Origin of the sequence: Parerythrobacter lacustris (genome assembly GCF_024626475.1) — a bacterium.
In the GTDB taxonomy this organism is placed as follows: Bacteria; Pseudomonadota; Alphaproteobacteria; order Sphingomonadales; family Sphingomonadaceae; genus Parerythrobacter_A; species Parerythrobacter_A lacustris.
Window position 1 is genome coordinate 320,487 of the sequence record NZ_JANKHH010000003.1, and the last position, 16,471, is coordinate 336,957.

A 16,471-nucleotide genomic window follows, 5' to 3' on the forward strand; every position below is an offset into this window, starting at 1 on the left:
GATTAAGCGAACTGCTTGGCGAAAGCGTCGAGTGCGGCCTTGGTCTTGTCCGCAGTCTCGCCCTCGAACTTGCCGGTGGTGCGGATGTCGGCCAGCACGTCGGCGTGTTCGTTGCGCATGAAGCTGAGCATCGCGGCTTCGTATTCGGTCACCCGGTCGACCGCGATCGCATCGAGATAGCCGTTGGTGCCGGCATAGATCGAGACGGTCTGCTCTTCGAACGGCATGGGGCTGAACTGCGGCTGCTTGAGCAGTTCGGTCAGCCGCGCGCCGCGGTTGAGCAGCTTCTGGGTCGAGGCATCGAGGTCGGAACCGAACTGCGCGAAGGCCGCCATTTCGCGGTACTGCGCCAGCTCCAGCTTGATCGAGCCCGAGACCTTCTTCATCGCCTTGGTCTGCGCCGCACCGCCCACGCGCGACACCGACAGGCCGACGTTGATCGCCGGACGGATGCCCTGGTAGAACAGGTTGGTTTCAAGGAAGATCTGGCCGTCGGTGATCGAGATCACGTTGGTCGGGATGTAGGCCGACACGTCGCCGGCCTGGGTTTCGATGATCGGCAGCGCGGTCAGCGAACCGCCGCCATTGGCGCCGTTCATCTTCGCCGCACGCTCGAGCAGGCGGCTGTGAAGGTAGAACACGTCGCCCGGATAGGCTTCGCGGCCCGGCGGGCGGCGCAGCAGCAGCGACATCTGGCGATAGGCCACCGCCTGTTTGGAAAGGTCGTCATACACGATTACCGCGTGCATGCCGTTGTCGCGGAAGAATTCGCCCATCGCGCAGCCGGTGTAGGGCGCGAGGTACTGCAGCGGGGCAGGCTCGGAAGCGGTCGCGGCAACCACGATCGAATATTCCATCGCGCCGTTTTCTTCGAGCTGGCGCACGATCTGCGCGACGGTCGAGCGCTTCTGGCCGACCGCGACATAGATGCAGTAAAGCTTCTTGCCTTCGTCGTCGCCCGCGTTGGCGGTCTTCTGGTTGATGAAGGTGTCGATCGCGACGGCGGTCTTGCCGGTCTGGCGGTCGCCGATGATCAGCTCGCGCTGGCCGCGGCCGACGGGAACGAGCGCGTCGATCGCCTTGAGGCCCGACTGTACCGGTTCCGAAACCGATTCGCGCGGGATGATGCCCGGCGCCTTCACTTCGACGCGGCTGCGGGTGACATCGGTCAGCGGGCCCTTGCCGTCGATCGGGTTGCCAAGTGCATCGACCACGCGGCCGAGCAGGCCCTTGCCGACGGGAACGTCGACGATGGTCTCGGTCCGCTTGACGCTGTCGCCTTCCTTGATCTCGCTGTCCGAGCCGAAGATCACGACGCCGACGTTGTCGGCTTCGAGGTTGAGCGCCATGCCCTGCACGCCGTTGGCGAATTCGACCATCTCGCCGGCCTGGACCTTGTCGAGGCCGTGGATGCGGGCGATCCCGTCACCCACCGACAGCACTTTACCGACTTCGCTCACCTGCGCTTCGGTGCCGAAGCCGGCGATCTGGTCCTTGATGACCTTGGAGATTTCTGCGGCGCGGATTTCCATGTGATGTGTCCTTTAGGCCTTCATCGGCGCTTTTTTGCGGCTTACGCCTTCATTGATTGGGCGAGGGAGTTCAAACGGGTGCGGATCGAACCGTCGATGCGCTTCGAGCCGATGGTTACGACGAGGCCGCCCAGCAAATCGGGGTCGACCGTGGAATTCAGCTTGACCGTGCGGCCTTCGCGCGCAGTCAGCTTGGCCTTCAGCGTTTCGAGCTGGGCATCGCTCAGCGCATGCGCGCTGGCGACTTCGGCGGTCACTTCGCCGCGCTGCGCGGCAGCAATGCTGCGGAAAGCGCGGATCATGTCGCCCAGATGGCCGAGGCGGCGGTTCTGCGCCAGCACGCCGAGGAAGTTCTTCGTCAGTGCGCTCAACCCGAGGTGTGCGGCGACTGCGGCAATGGCTGCTCCCTGCGCGGAGCGGCTCAGTTCCGGATTGGTGGTGACATCGCGCAGTTCGCCCGATTCGGCGAGCGCCGAGGCCAGCGTGTCGAGATCCGCCTCCACGGCGGACACGGTTCCGGCCTCGCTCGCCAGATCGAACAAAGCCGAGGCGTAACGCCCTGACAGGCTAGCCTGAATACCGGCGGAAATATCCACGCGCTTGAGGTCCTCTTCGGGTCCGGGAATAACGATGCATCGGCTTCGCCATGAGAGGTGACCGAGTCACCCCGGCAAAGCTGGCGCGCGCCTAGCATCGGGTCTTCGCAAGTGCAACCCGAGTCGGTCGCGATTTGCGTCACATATATTTCGCAGAATGCACCTGCGCAGATTTCACGCTATGGTGCCGGCAAGAGAGAGGGAGATTCTTTATGGACATGACGCCGATGGCGCCGAATTGTGGGGTGGAGATTTCCGGGGTCCAGCTTGCGCAGTGCAGCGACGCGGAAGTGGATGCGATCAAGGCGGCGATCTACGATCACGGTGTAGCGGTGTTCCGCGACCAGGAGTTTTCGCCGGAAGACCATATCCGCTTCGGCAGGCGCTGGGGCGGGATCGACATCAACAACTATTTCCCGCTGACCGATGAACATCCGGAGATCGCGGTGGTCAAGAAGGGTGCCGATCAGCAGACCAATATCGGCGGCGCGTGGCACACCGACCATTCCTATGACCAGGTGCCCGCAATGGGTTCGATCCTAGTTGCGCGGCTGCTCCCGCCCAACGGAGGGGACACGCTGTTCGCGCATATGGGCGCGGCCTACGACGCGCTGCCCGACGATCTGAAGGCGGAGATCGAGGGGTTGGAGGCGTTCCACACCGCCGACCATGTCTATAAGGCCGACGGAATCTACGCGCAGACCGACCAGGGGGCGACTCTGCGCGGGCACGATCTCCAGACCGGCGCTGTGCATCCGGTGGTGATCCGCCATCCGGTGACCGGGCGGCGGCTGCTCTATGTCAATGGCGCTTTCACGATCAACTTCACTGGCAAGACCCGTGAGGAGAGCCTGCCGCTGCTCCAGCGCTTGCTGGCCGAGGCGGTGCGGGAGGACAACCAGTGCCGCGTGCAATGGCAGCCGGGAACGGTGGCGATCTGGGACAACCGCACCACCTGGCACAATGCGCTCAACGACTACCACGGTCACGCTCGCGAAATGCACCGCATCACCCTGAGCGGCGAGGCGCTGGCGGCTTAGGAGCATCCACTGATTTTCTCATACGGAGAATAGCTCGTCACCCCGGACTTGATCCGGGGTCCCGCTTTACTTCTGGCGCGGCGCCAAGGCAGCGGGACCCCGGGTCAAGCCCGGGGTGACGGAAAGTGGAGTGTGTATTCGTCTCGAATTTTAGACGCACCAACGCTCAGTCTGAAGCGAGCCAGCGCGCGCTGCCAGCAGTAGATTGCCGCATCGCCAGCGGCATCTCGCAATGACGGGAGCGGTGGTGCGGAGAATAGCCTAATCAAAGCAGCCACCTTCGCTCACGCTTACAATACCATAAGCGTCGCCCCGGACTTGATCCGGGGTCCCGCTTTACCTCTGGCGCGGCGCCAAGGCAGCGGGACCCCGGGTTAGGCCCGGGGTGACGAGAAAAGGGCGGATGTTGATCTTGCGGAGCACTTTCCCCCTTCCTTGCGGGAGGGGGCAGGGGGATGGTGTGCGATGCCTGCTAGCGCACACGGCTCTAGCGAAAAGAGAGGGCTAGGCACCGCATCACTCCTTCACCTCGCAGCGATAAACCAGCCGCTCGTTCGGTGCCTCGGGCAGCAGCGAGGTGACCGCGCCTTGCAGGTCGCCCAGTTCGGCAGCGGCGTTAGCGCGGTCGCACGACGGCGGGCTGTATTTCCCGCGCGCTTCGCGGGCGGCGCTCATCGCGTTGCGGCCGAGCAGGTAGCGGTCGGTGCGGAAGGTTTCGGTCGCCGGATCGTAGTAGTTGATCGACACCGCCTCGTCCTGGTCGGGCACGAACACCCGGCTCCATTCGCCGCTGGCGAGGCCGTATTGTGTGCGCCCGTTGACGCAGCCGTCGTCCTGCCAGCCGAACTCGACCGTTTCGTCCGGCGCCCCGGTGATGCGGCTGCGGCTGACGTCGAGCGTGCAGGTGAGCGCGCCGCTCGCGGTGGCCTTTGCGCCGGGTGTATCATTTCCATCGCCGTCCTCCGCCATCGCCGCATCGACTTTGCGGTCGATCGCGTCGAGGCCCGGGCGGGTAAACCACAGCGCCAGCGCGGCGATCAGGGCGACCGCGGCGATGCTGCCGCCGATCATCAGTTTGCGTTCGTCGCGCGGGTCGGCGGTAGCGCCATCCTCTACCTTGGCTGCCTGCCGCTTCTGCCAGCCCTGCCACGCCACCACGCCTGCACCCGTGCCCACGAGCAGGAGCAGCAGGGTGAAGAGCATCGCGTTCTCGCGCTCGGCCTGCACTTCGAGCTCCGCCTCGAGCTGGGCGCGCTCGCGCTTCTCGCGTTGTTCTTCGCTGCGCGCCGCGAGGTCGGAGCGCGCCTTGTCCTGTTCGGCCTCGATCCGTGCGCGCTCGGCCTCGTCGAGTTCGGACAGGCTGCGGCACGGCAGTTCGTTGACCCGCGCCGGTACGCCGTTGGCATTGAGGAAGGGGATCAGCTCTTTCATCGACACTGCGAAGTAGAACTCGGCTTCCGAGCTGCCCGATTCCGCGCCGAAGCTGTTGACCCCGATCACCCGGCCGCACCCGTCGAGCAGCGGCCCGCCCGAGTTACCGCGCGCGATCGGTGCGGTGTGGAGGATCGAATCGAACTGCCGGGTCGGCCGCGTGCCGGAAATGAATCCGCGCGACTTCACCGGCGGCTGCGAGTTGAAGATGTCCTCGATCTCCAGCCCCTGCGCTTGGTCGACATTCCTCGGATATCCGACCGAGGAGACCTCGCCGCTGTCGCCGATCGGGCCGCCCGACAGGGTGAGCGGCGGCAGGCGCAGGCTGCCGGTGATCTCGATCAGCGCGAGATCGTTGTTCGGGCTGACCGAGACGATCCGCGCATAGGTCGCATCGTCGCCCTCGCTCGGCACCACCCCGATCTGGAGCGTGTCGTCCTGCAGCGCCTCGCGCACGACATGCGCGTTGGTGACGATCCGCGTGGGGCTGACGGCAAAGCCGGTGCCGTGGCTGATCGGGAAAACCTCGTCCCCGTCGCTGCCGATGATGACCACGCGCACCACCCCTCGCGCTGCCGCGTCGATATCCGCCGGGTCGGCCTGCGTCGCGAGCGGCAGGACAAGCGCGAACAGCGCCAGCAGCGCAGAGATAAAGCGGGTCATTGCCGTGCTGTCTATGCGCGCGACACATTGACCGCAAGCTTCGGGACGCGGGGGCTTGCCCGGCCTGCTAGCTGGCGCCCATCGCATGACGGTGGCAAGGAAGCAGACGATGGAATCAGGCACGAAACTCACCGACGACATGCGCTGGCAGATCGCGCTGGCGAAGGACCGGCGGTTCGACGGGGTGTTCGTCACCGGGGTCCACTCGACCGGGATCTACTGCCGCCCCTCTTGCCCCGCGCGCGCGCCCAAGCGCGAGAATGTGCGCTTCTACGCCACCTGCGACGATGCCGAGGCGGCGGGCCTGCGCGCGTGCAAGCGCTGCGCGCCGGCCCAGCAATCGCGCGAGGAAGGTGCGGTGAAGGATGCGCTCGACCTGCTGCGTCGGAGCGAGGAGGCGGTCTCGCTGGAGAAGCTCGCTGCGCTCACCGGCTATTCGCCGACCCACTTCCAGCGCGTCTTCACCCGCGCGGTCGGCCTCTCGCCTGCCGCCTTCCAGCGCGCGCTGCGCGAGGAGCGGGCGAAACATGCGCTCGCCGGAGCCGAACGGGTGACCGACGCGATCTACGACGCCGGTTTCGAAGCGCCGAGCCGCTTCTACGATGCGATGGAGGGGAAGCTGGGCATGAGCGCGAGCGACTGGAAGAACGGCGGCGCGGGCCGCACCATTCACTACACGATCGTCGAGACCACAATCGCCCCGATGCTCGTCGCCGCGACCGAAAGGGGCGTGTGCTGCCTCAGCTTCAACGAAGGCGAAGAGGAATTGCGCGCCCGCTTCCCCCGCGCCAAACTGGTCGAGGGCGGCGAGGAATTCCGCGACCTCTTCGCGCGCGTCGTCAGCGCGGTCGAGCAGCCCGGCACCATTGGCGTGGGGGGCGCAGACATCCCGCTCGACGTGCGTGGCACCGCCTTCCAGCAGAAATGCTGGGAAGCCCTGCGCGCGATCCCCCCGGGCGAGACCCGCAGCTATGGCGAGCAGGCCGCCGCGATCGGCAACCCCAAGGCGAGCCGCGCGGTGGGCAGCGCCAACGGGGCGAACAACATCGCCGTCCTCATCCCCTGCCACCGCGTGATCGCACATGATGGCGGGCTGGGCGGCTACGCCTATGGCACCGAGATCAAGGCCGAACTGCTGAAACGGGAACGCGGCTATTCTGACGGGTAAAGTTCGCCGCGCTCTTCCGATCCGATCAACCTACATTTTTGTATGTGCTGAAAAAAATCATTTCTCGCAGATGCTGATCGTCTGGCAGGCCGAGGCCGGCAAGTTCGGCGATACCGAGGATGCAGTCCTGCTCTCCGCTGCGTGCCAGTTCGATGCGGTGGGGAGTAATCTGCTCCCCTTGGGCAAGCGAGTAGAAGGCTTGGACAATTGGACGCATATGGTCCTCTGCATCCTCGTCGATCACCATGGCCAGCTTCCCGCTCTGCAACCTGACGAACGATCCTACAGGATATAGACCCACAGACTCGACGAAGTGATTCAGGATCTCCTCGTCAAAGGCGCCTTCCATTGTCTTCATCTGATCGATCGCCTTGGCAGGGTCGAGCCCGCATGCTGTTCCGGTTTGGCAGAGAAGGAAATCGAATGTGTCACAGATCGTCGCCATGCGAGCAAAGGTCGAAATCTCGCTTCCCTCAAGTTGGTGGGGAAACCCGCCGCCGTCGATCCGCTCGTGGTGTTGCAGCACGGCGTCTAGGACTGCTCTTGGCAAGTCGTTGTCATTATGCAGCGAGCGATAGCCCAGAACCACGTGTTGCTGCCAGATTTTTGGGTCAGCGTCGCGGAAGCTCCCACTGCTTGGTTCGAGTGTCTGCGGCAGGTAGCTTACCCCGATATCCAGGAGCATCCCGGCAAGCCCGCACTGGTGAACGTCGTGCCGGGGTAACTGCATCTTTTGCGCCAGCGAGACCATAAGCGCGCTGACAGACACTGCATGGCGGAACATCGTTTCGTTCTTCAGCTTACAACGCATCAGGCCGCTGAAAGCGTGTGGATTGCGCCTGACCGAATGGAAGATGTCGTTCACCACCGGCTCGACCGCAGAGACATTTAACGCCTTCCCCAGACGCGCGGCCATGAAGGTGCGATGCAACTGGTTGCCGGCCCGGGTGGCGATGGCATGTGCGCCTGCGAGTTCCTGCCCAATGCTGATCGGCTTTGCGACGTATCCCTCGCGCCGCCCCCTTTTGCTGATCACCTCGATCCGCCTTTTGATAGAGGCGGTCGCCCCGCTCTCCGATGGCGAAGTTTCGCCCGACGGTAGTGCCAAATCCTTGCCCCGGGAGATATCAATGATCACCCCACGCAAGCGGCTCTTCCTTAATACGTTCAGGCGATCCTTATTGCTGATCAAGAAGCTGGGCTTCCAGAATGGATGGTCGAACCATCCACCCTCCATTTTATGGACGTACATGCCGAGTTCCAGGTCCGAAAGAGCAACGTGTTTCAACATGATCGAGGGTCCGAACCTTCCTTGGGAAGCAAGAGAGATCGCCATGCCAGCAGCCGGTTTCCGTGTGCATTGCAGTAGATAGGTAAAAGGCCATAGCGTGGCGTAAAACGCCCACGAGCGAAGTAATCGTCCAGTGGACCATGTCCGTTGCGGAAGAGGTGGCTCGGCGAGAAGGGAAAAGCGACGTTCGGACTTGCGAACTGTCAAAAAGGAATGGCTGTCAGCAAAGAATGGTCTCCTCGAAGGATCCAGGCTTAATCTTGGGCCGAAATGCCTAAACCGGTCAACGGAGATCAGGCCCGATAAGGGTGTCAGTTTCAGAAATTAGGATACAGCCGAGTTCGACCGCCCTCAAACATGCAACCGTACGGTCGGTTGTTCCAAATTTGCTGAAAACCCGCCGCAAATGAGTGTCCACTGTATGACGTGATATCCCCACGATTATAGCGATTTCAGAATTTGATTTTCCGCGCGCTACCCATCGCATTATCTCTCTTTCCCGAGGCGATAATCTCGGGGGCGTGGCAGCCTTGCCGTGCATGATCGTGCAATAGCGCGCAAACGACAATTGTGCGATGTGGGCGATCGCCAAATAGCTCTGTGCCGAGAAGCAATCCTCCCCTTCGGGAAACCCAAATCCGACGAAACCGGTGCGGCCACCTGGACCATAGCACGCAGTCGCAAGACCATCGGTCATTCCGAGTTGTGAGCAGAACTCGACATATCGGCGCTGAGCTTTCGACGAGCATTCTTCCGAGAAAATTCTCGACCAGCGAAAGACTTGCGGATGATACAATGCGTAGTCGAGCAATGGATCGACCCAGTACAGCCTTCGTTTCCATTGACGTTCCCAGACCGATGGAAATCCGACAGCTGTCATATGGTGGCAGAACTGCTTATCACGAGTAATAGGTGACACAGCATATAGCGCGCCGAAGCCGTAAATGTTCGCCAGTTTCGACATTTGAGCTATAAGATCCAGGACATTCGGCGCAATCAAAATCTTCGTGAATTCACGAAAAAGCTCTCCATCACTCTTGGTTGGAGCCCCCGCGCCTTGCCGGCCTAAGTCAAGGCCAAAGTCCCCTTTGGCTTCGCGTTCCAAACTCATCATGCATTCACAGACATTGCGCCACCCCAATTCCTGATCGACCTGCGGCCCAGAGCGCCGGTATCTCCTTGATTCATTTATGCGGCTCCTTAACAGGCTAACGTGCCTCAGGCTCAATGTCACGTAAATGCGTGACAATCGATTGCGTGTCAGGAAACAACCTCACCCTCAGTCGCGTTACTTTTTAGTGCTGCGGCAAATACCTAATCGGTCAGTAGAGGGTTAACAGTTGAAGTAAATGGCAGATCTCAAGAACCCTCTGTTGATATTTTTAGGGGGCTAGATTTATGTACACGCCACAGACGGGACAACTCGAGACAGTTCGAGATGGACTTAAAGAATCCATCGATGGTGCGGCCAGTTTGAAATTTGCGGTGGTCGATGGAGATCCGCAGAGACGCCACCAGATTTGCCGCCTGATTCTGCAATTCGGATACCATGCCGAACCATTCGAAAGTCTGGCCGAATACCATAACTCCGAAATGGACGTCGATCGCGTTCTCGCATGTGACGAAAACGGCAACCTGAGCGACTGGCTGGAAGGATTCCAGGATTATACCCGCCGTCAGCCTCCGCTAATCGCATATTCGACTGCGCCCGCGCCATCGAAGGTCCTTGCTGCGCTGGCGAGGGGGGCGTCACACTACATGAGTTTCCCTATCTCCGAGAAAGAACTGGAAAGTGTGATTGAGCAATCCAACTTGCCTGCCCATTTCCTGCAAGAAATAGTCGGACGCGCCGTCGCAGCGCGTCGCCGCAATGCCAGCCTTTCAAACCGTGAGCGTGAGGTGGCTGCCGCTGTAGCCGATGGGCTGACGAACAAGCAGGTCGCGAGAAAGCTCGATATCAGCCCGAGAACAGTCGAAATCCACCGTGCCAACGCTATGAGCAAGCTCGATATGTCTCACGTATCGGAAATGGTCAGAATGCGGTTCGATATGGAGTTGTACGATCAGATCGTCGCTGGACGGGCATAGCTGAGCTGGGGGGGGCAAGCGATCCCTTTCCTACACGCCGCATTTCTGCTCCAAACTCGCAGATGCCTCGCTCCCGTCCCCGCCCCACCCCCGCACACCGCGCGCGGCGCAAGCCGCCGTTCTTCCTTCCCGTCCCGCTGCGCACCCGGCGCGACGGGTGGACGATTGCGCGGCAGTGCCATTTTCTCGTGCAGCTCTATCTTACCGGTTCGGTTGCGGCGGCGGCGGGGGCGGTCGGGATGTCGCGCACCTCGGCCTATCGCTTGCGCGGGCGCGCGGGGGCGGAGGGGTTTGCCTGGGCGTGGGACCGGGTGCTGACGCCACCCGGTTCGGGGCCGGAAAATCGCCCCGCCGGGCGGCGACGGCCCGATTTGCGGAAGGTGACACGTGTCGTACTGATGGGGTGGCTCGAGACCGGCAAGGTCCGCCCGGTGTTGTTTCGCGGGCGCGTCGTCGCGATCGCTACAAAGCCTTGCGATATTGTGCTTTTCGCGCTGCTGCGGCGCGGCGGTGCGTTCCGGCCTGCGCCGGCTTCACGCGATAACTTTACGTGCCGGCGTGTTTCGGAAAAGGGGGGTGTCGGTGTGCAGATGAGCGCTGCGCCGCGCGCCCCGGAGTGCACCGGGATGGGGCAGGGCGCGAGCGGATCGGGCGGGCGGATTGACTTGAGGGCCGGTATGTCGTCCGACGCGGCGAACCAACCGAGGGCCATCGCATGACCGACACCGCCGCACCCGCCCGCCCGCTATGGCGCGCGATCTGGGAGTTCCCGCTCGTCGCCCTGCTGGTCGCCGCCGTGCTCACCGCGGGCACCATCGCGCTGCTCGGCTGGGCGCTGGTCCAGCTGCCGCTCACGCTCGACGAGCAATGGGGCGGGGCGGTGCGCACCACCATCGCGGTGGCGGTGCTGTTCGCGCTCTACAAGCTGGTGCTGCGCCACTTGGGCGAGCGCAAGCATGACGACCTGCCGCTGGCGGGATCGCTGCGCGACCTCGGGCTGGGCATGCTCGGCGCCTTTGCGCTGATGAGCCTGATCGTCGGGATCGCGGCGGTGCTCGGGGTGTACCGGATCGAGGGTTGGGGCGGGCTGAGCAACTGGGTGCCGATGCTGTTCGCCGCCGGGATCAGCGCGGGCTTCGTCGAGGAGCTGGTGTTTCGCGGCATCCTGTTCCGCTGGGTCGAGGAGTTCGCCGGATCGTGGGCCGCGCTGGCGCTGACCTCGGCTTTGTTCGGGTTGGCGCATATCACCAACGACAATGCGAGCTGGTTCTCCTCCTTCGCCATCGCGATGGAGGCGGGGGTACTGCTCGGCGGGGCCTATATGCTCACGCGATCCTTGTGGGCGCCGATCGGGCTGCATTTCGGGTGGAACATGACCCAGGGGCTGGTGTGGGACGTGCCGGTCTCGGGCAACGAGGTCGACGGGCTGGTGCAGGCGCAGCTGAGCGGGAACGCGCTGCTGAGCGGCGGGGCTTTCGGGCTGGAGGCCTCGCTCATCGCGCTGATCGTGGCGACCATGTTCGGGGTGTGGCTGGTCAAGCTGGCGGCCGAGCGTGGCCATGTGATGCGCCCGTGGTGGGCGCGGCGGAAAGGGTAGCGCGCTAGCGCGCCCAGCCTTCGCGCGCGGGTTCGAGTGTGGCGAGGAAGGCATCGGCGCTGGCGAGGTATTCGCGCTGGCGCTCCTCGCCCATGCGGTCCCAGTTGCGGTAGATCGGGCCGATCCGCGGGTTGGCCTCGAGCCGCTTGCGATGGCGGTCCATGAAGCGCCAGTAGAGCGCGTTGAACGGGCAGGCACCCTCGCCGGTCTTCTGCGAGACCGAGTATCTGCATTCCGAGCAGTAGTTGCTCATCCGGTTGATGTAATTGCCGCTCGCGGCATAGGGTTTGGAGGCAAGTTTCCCGCCGTCGGCATAGAGCACCATCGCGCTGACATTGGGCAGCTCGACCCATTCGTAGGCATCGGCATAGACAGCAAGGTACCAGTCCTGCACCGCCTTGGGCTCGACCCCCGCGAGGAGCGCGAAATTGCCGAGCACCATCAGCCGCTGGATATGGTGCGCATGGGCGTTGGCTTTGGTGGAGCGGACGCAGTCGGCGAGGCAGCGCATGTCGGTCTCCCCGGTCCAGTAGAACTCGGGCAGCGGGCGGTCGGCTGCCAGCGCATCGTCCTCCGCCAGCCCGGGCATGAAGCGCCAGTAGAACCCGCGGACATATTCGCGCCAGCCTATGAGCTGGCGGATGAAACCCTCCACCGCGTTGAGCGGCGCGCGGCCTGCGCGGTACTCGGCCTCGGCGCGGCGGCACAGGTCGAGCGGGTCGAGGTGGCCGAGGTTGATGCTGGTCGAAAGCATCGAGTGGAACAGGTCGTCCTGCCCGTGCACCATCGCGTCCTGGTAGTCGCCGAACTGCGGCAGGCGCTCGGCGAAGAACGCGTCGGCGGCCTGCACCGCCTCGGCGCGGGTGACGGGCCAGTGAAACGGTTCAAGATCGCCGAAGTGGTCGGCGAAGCGCTCTCCCACCAGTTCCAGCACCTCGCGGGTGATCGCGTCGGGTTCGAACAACGGGCGCTCGGGAGCCTCCAGTCTCTCCTTCGGCGGCTTGCGGTTCTCGCTGTCGCAATTCCATTGCCCGCCTTCGGGCTCCTCGCCGTCCATCAGCAGGCCGGTCTTGCGGCGCATCTCGCGGTAGAAATACTCCATCCGCAGCGCCTTGCGTCCCTCGGCCCAGTCGGCGAACTCCGACTTCGAGCACAGGAAGCGGTCGTCGGGCAGGATGGTCACGGGGCAGGGGAACCGGTCGGCCCATTCCTCGAGTGCCTGCTGCACGCGCCACTCGCCGGCCTCGACCACCCGCACCTCGCGCGGAGAATGCCGCTCGATCGCGCGGGCCACCTCGCCGGTGAAGCTGCCGGCGTTGTCTGCGTCGGTCAGCTTGACATAGTCGACCCTCCAGCCCGCTTCCGCCAGCTCGGCGGCGAAGTGGCGCATGGCGGAGAACACCAGCGCTATCTTCTGCTTGTGGTGTTTGACGTAGGTCGTCTCGTCCCACACCTCCATCATCACGACGACGGTGTCGCCCTTGTCCCGCCCGCGCAGCGAGGCGAGGCTACGGCTTAACTGGTCGCCGAGGATCGGGATGAGGACGGGCGCGTCGGAGGGCATCGTGCCTTCCAACGCGCTACCGCCTCAAACGCTCCCTACTTGGCCGGGAAGCGCGCTTCGCAAGCGGCGACGTAGCCGTCGGCATCGCCCGAAGCGAAGGCATCCTTGAGCGCGCCCATCATCAGCGCCGTGGGATCGCCGCCGATCATCTTGGCGAGCAGTTCCGGATCGCTCTGCATCTCGGTCTCGAGCCGCTTGCTCAGCGCGGTTACCTTCTGCGCCTCCCCGCCGAATTCGGAGCTCTGGCTCTGCACCGCGCCCGCGACAAACGAGGAAATCCCCATGCAGCTGAGCACCGCATCGCCGTTGTTCTCCGGCAGCTTGATCGGCCCGGCCGACTTGAATCGCTCGTCGCAGGTGGCGACCGCGCCGGCAAAATCCTTGGTCTTGATCTCTTCCGCCTTGGCTTCCGCCCCGCCGAGGATCTTGAGCACGGTTTCGACCGAGAACGGCTCGATCTGGGTCGAGGCGATCATCGGATATTTGATCGCCTTGATGAATTCCTCATAGGTGACCGGATCGGTTTCCGCCTTGTCGCCGCGCAGCACCATGCCTTGCGCCGCGAAACAGGTCGCTGCCGCCTCGATCGTGTCCTCCGGCAATTCGACCGGATCGCCCGCCAGGCATCCCGACAGCACCAGCGAGCCCGACAGCACCGCAGCAAGAGCAACATTCTTCATTTTTCGTATCCCCCCAATTGGAACCCGGACAATCTACTGGCAGCAATCGGCGGCGCAAGCTTGTCGAAATCCGACAACCACGCCGCCTTCCTTCAATCGAGCTTGGGCGACATCCCCGGCTCGGACTTGGCCATCGCGCGCTGGTAGGCCGGGCGCTCGCCGATGCGCTTCAAATAGGCCTGCAAATTGGGCATCCCCTCGATCCCCATCCCGCTCATCGCGCGGCTGGTGGTGAGCTGGAAGCCCATCATGATATCCGCCGTGGTCAGCTGCGATCCGCCGAAATACTCCGCCTCGCCCAGCCGCTTTTCGACGATCCCCCAGCCCTTGGCGTTGCGATCGGCGACGAAGGGCGGGATCTGACCGCCCTCAACCATCCGCGATGCGACCAGCGCCATCATCCCGTTGGTCATGAAGGTGGCGTTGGCCCAATGGTAATAGAACAGGTGATCGGCGAAGTCGGGATGGTCCGGCCCCGGCACCAGCGGCGTATCCGGCGCATGCTTCGCCACGATCCAGTCGATGATCGCGCCGCTTTCCCCCAGTACAAAATCACCGTCGGTGATCACCGGCGCGATCCCCATCGGGTGCAGCGCCTTGTAGTCGTCGGGCGCGAGATTGTTGTCGGTGCGGCGGGTGTAGAGCTTGAGATCGTAGTCGATCCCCAGCTCCTCGCACAGCCAGACGATGCGTTCGGATTGCGACAGGCGCAGGTGGTGGACGGTGAGCACGTGCAGTTCTCCAGCAGCGAAAGGCGACACTAAAGCGACACCAAAACCCGGCAGCGCGGCCGCATGGGCGAGGGCGGGGCATCGGCCACGTCCGCAGCGCGGACCGAGGGCGACGCCCGGCGTGAGCGTAGCGCGGGGCGGGGTGTGTAGGAAAGGGGATAGTTGGGGGCGGGGAGATCGAATGCCGTCGGGGCTGGCGCTAGGGTTGGCCTTAACGGTCCTGCGGAGACGCGAAAGGTTGGACTTTGAACTTTAACTCTATCCACGTCACCCCGGCCCTGAGCCGGAGTCCCGCCTGCTGTTGCTCAGTCGAACCAAACGCAAACGAAGTTCTAAAGATCGATATCCACACTCACCCGCACCCTGCGCGGGATGGCGAGCCAGTCGCGGATCACCGCGCGCATCTCAAGCCACAAATCACCCGGCGATAAGGAGGCGAACGCTCTCTCCTTCACCACCTTCACCACCTTCACCGCCTTCGCCGTCTTCCTCATCGTCGTCGTCTTCTGGTTCGGCTGCGGGGTGCCGTGGCTTGACGAGTTTAAGCAGCGGTTCCTTCTCGCCCGCTTCGTATTTTTCGAGCGCGGCCTTCAGGCGATCGGCAAATCTCGCGCCTTCGCCCGACTGGATGAGAGGGAACAGCAGTGAGTTGGCAATTTCCGTGTCGCCTTCGAGCAGGAACATGTGGACGAGCGTCGTTCGGATCCCGGCGTCGAAGGGGGCGAATTCATAGGCGCTTTCCAGCGCAGCCTTGGCGTTGTCGGGCATCTCGTCACCCGCCAGGGCATAGGTGAGGTAATAACCGAAAAGCGGAACCGGATGGTCGTTGGCCATCTTGTTGGCGGCGATGAAACGCTCGCGTGCGACTGCCATTCTCGCCGGGTCTTCCAGCGACTGCATCAGCGGCACCTGGGCGTAATAGATGGCCGCGTCGATCGACTTCGGATCGGCATCGAGGATCTTTTTCGCCAGCACCTCAGCTTCGGCGTAGTTCTTGTTGTCGAATTCCACCTCGGTGGCCGCAAGCAAGACGGCTTTGCTTTGCGGGAACCGCTCCACCATGGCGCGCGCCTCGGGCAGCTGTCGTGCGGCGCGCTTCTCGTCGACACCGACTTTGGACGCAATCATCAGGTCCATCCGCGCCACCTCGTCTGCCCCCAGCTTGCGGACTTCGACCGCCGGCTCTTCCTTGTTCATATAGGGTATCTTGAGGACTTTAGCCGCACTCGTCCGATAGGCCTTGAGCTCCTTTTCGAGCTGGTCGAGGTCGCCGAAAGCGATCTTGGCCGCTTCGAGACGATCGGTGCCCTTGGCGATCTGGGTGATGTATTCGGTAATCTGCGGTCGGCGCTCGGGCGTGAAGTTGAGGAGACTCGCCAGCAGCCAGCCATGGCCGTAATAATGAACGACCCGCTCATCGTAATTCTTGGTCGGCGGGTCGAGCATCTTCTTGAGATCGATGTTGACCGCCATGATCGAAACGCTGCGCCATGTCGGCGTATCGCCGATCACGAACCGGTCCTCTTCGAAGCGCAAGGTGGAAAACAGCTCGGCGAAGCCCTCGCGGTACCAGCCGGGGTAGGGCGCATTCCGGTGCTGATACATGAAATAGTGGACGTATTCATGAAACAGCACGGCCTTTGGGTCGAGGTCGAGGCCATCAATCCTGCCAGCGTTGCTGCGATCGTAGGACACGTTCTTCCGGCGGGGGACGAAGGCAACCGACCCGGATGCGCGGGGAATGAAGAAACCGCCCACGCCGCTGCTGCGATTGCCGAGCAGGCCGGCCATGTTTTGCGTCTCCCCGAAGCGGAACACGACGACTTTTGCGGAATCGGGCATGCCTCCGTCGTCCGGGCCGACGCCGGAGATGATCCGGAGCACTTCGTCGAGCCGCTCAAGTTCGCGAGCGAACTCAAGCGTCGCCTTTTCGCTGTCCTCCGAATAGATCGTGAAATGCTGTGTTTCCGCCAGATACCAATCGGCTGCCTTTGCGGGTAAAGCTGTGGCGAACGCCAGAATGGCAAAAACAAGTGAAACGACGCGCATGACCCAGTCCCCGTGATCTGCAGGAGTGGCGCAGAAGACCC

The 16,471-nt window shown here is 63.2% G+C and carries 14 protein-coding genes; 5 read left to right on the forward strand and 9 right to left on the reverse strand.

Translation table 11 applies throughout. The annotated features are described in order from the left end of the window. Positions 1-2 precede the first annotated feature (2 nt). On the reverse strand, positions 3-1,532 hold the full coding sequence (gene atpA, locus NSO95_RS04980) for a F0F1 ATP synthase subunit alpha (protein ID WP_257595058.1): 1,530 nt from the start codon (positions 1,530-1,532) through the stop codon (positions 3-5). A gap of 41 nt (positions 1,533-1,573) precedes the next feature. Further along, positions 1,574-2,128, reverse strand: coding sequence for a F0F1 ATP synthase subunit delta (locus NSO95_RS04985; RefSeq protein WP_257595059.1), 555 nt, complete (start codon positions 2,126-2,128; stop codon positions 1,574-1,576). Between the two features lie 212 nt (positions 2,129-2,340). On the opposite strand from NSO95_RS04985, the gene NSO95_RS04990 reads away from it, so the two are divergent. Then, positions 2,341-3,168, forward strand: coding sequence for a TauD/TfdA dioxygenase family protein (locus tag NSO95_RS04990; RefSeq protein ID WP_257595060.1), 828 nt, complete (start codon positions 2,341-2,343; stop codon positions 3,166-3,168). Between the two features lie 516 nt (positions 3,169-3,684). Here NSO95_RS04990 and NSO95_RS04995 read toward each other — a convergent pair. Beyond that, positions 3,685-5,262 carry a trypsin-like peptidase domain-containing protein gene (locus tag NSO95_RS04995; RefSeq protein ID WP_257595061.1) on the reverse strand — a complete coding sequence of 526 codons (1,578 nt, stop codon included), beginning with the start codon at positions 5,260-5,262 and terminating at the stop codon, positions 3,685-3,687. 109 nt (positions 5,263-5,371) lie between these two features. Here NSO95_RS04995 and NSO95_RS05000 point away from each other — a divergent pair, with 109 nt between their 5' ends. Then, the gene (locus NSO95_RS05000) at positions 5,372-6,430 is read left to right on the forward strand and encodes a bifunctional transcriptional activator/DNA repair enzyme AdaA (protein WP_257595062.1); all 1,059 of its coding nucleotides are present in this window, start codon (positions 5,372-5,374) and stop codon (positions 6,428-6,430) included. A gap of 25 nt (positions 6,431-6,455) precedes the next feature. Here the strand turns inward: NSO95_RS05000 and NSO95_RS05005 are convergent, their stop codons facing one another. Beyond that, positions 6,456-7,766, reverse strand: coding sequence for an HD-GYP domain-containing protein (locus tag NSO95_RS05005; protein ID WP_257595063.1), 1,311 nt, complete (start codon positions 7,764-7,766; stop codon positions 6,456-6,458). Between the two features lie 238 nt (positions 7,767-8,004). Next, positions 8,005-8,826: a helix-turn-helix transcriptional regulator gene (locus NSO95_RS05010; RefSeq protein ID WP_257595064.1), complete on the reverse strand. Its 822-nt coding sequence runs from the start codon at positions 8,824-8,826 to the stop codon at positions 8,005-8,007. A gap of 293 nt (positions 8,827-9,119) precedes the next feature. On the opposite strand from NSO95_RS05010, the gene NSO95_RS05015 reads away from it, so the two are divergent. From NSO95_RS05015 to NSO95_RS05025, 3 genes are all read left to right on the forward strand, one after another. Continuing rightward, entirely contained in the window at positions 9,120-9,809 is a 690-nt protein-coding gene (locus NSO95_RS05015) for a response regulator transcription factor (protein ID WP_257595065.1), read from the forward strand. Between the two features lie 62 nt (positions 9,810-9,871). Beyond that, positions 9,872-10,528: a hypothetical protein gene (locus NSO95_RS05020; protein WP_257595066.1), complete on the forward strand. Its 657-nt coding sequence runs from the start codon at positions 9,872-9,874 to the stop codon at positions 10,526-10,528. Continuing rightward, positions 10,525-11,406, forward strand: a complete 882-nt coding sequence (locus NSO95_RS05025; RefSeq protein ID WP_257595067.1) for a CPBP family intramembrane glutamic endopeptidase — start codon at positions 10,525-10,527, stop codon at positions 11,404-11,406. Before NSO95_RS05020 ends, NSO95_RS05025 begins: the two co-directional genes overlap by 4 nt. Before the next feature lie 4 nt (positions 11,407-11,410). Here the strand turns inward: NSO95_RS05025 and NSO95_RS05030 are convergent, their stop codons facing one another. The 4 genes from NSO95_RS05030 to NSO95_RS05045 form a co-directional block, all read right to left on the reverse strand. Beyond that, the gene (locus NSO95_RS05030) at positions 11,411-12,970 is read right to left on the reverse strand and encodes a cryptochrome/photolyase family protein (protein WP_257595068.1); all 1,560 of its coding nucleotides are present in this window, start codon (positions 12,968-12,970) and stop codon (positions 11,411-11,413) included. Positions 12,971-13,005: 35 nt separating this feature from the next. Next, positions 13,006-13,650 carry a hypothetical protein gene (locus NSO95_RS05035; RefSeq protein ID WP_257595069.1) on the reverse strand — a complete coding sequence of 215 codons (645 nt, stop codon included), beginning with the start codon at positions 13,648-13,650 and terminating at the stop codon, positions 13,006-13,008. Between the two features lie 92 nt (positions 13,651-13,742). Further along, positions 13,743-14,381 (reverse strand): glutathione S-transferase family protein, encoded by a 639-nt coding sequence (locus NSO95_RS05040; RefSeq protein WP_257595070.1) that lies wholly within the window; start codon positions 14,379-14,381, stop codon positions 13,743-13,745. 417 nt (positions 14,382-14,798) lie between these two features. Then, the gene (locus NSO95_RS05045) at positions 14,799-16,430 is read right to left on the reverse strand and encodes a tetratricopeptide repeat protein (RefSeq protein ID WP_257595071.1); all 1,632 of its coding nucleotides are present in this window, start codon (positions 16,428-16,430) and stop codon (positions 14,799-14,801) included. Positions 16,431-16,471 lie beyond the last annotated feature (41 nt).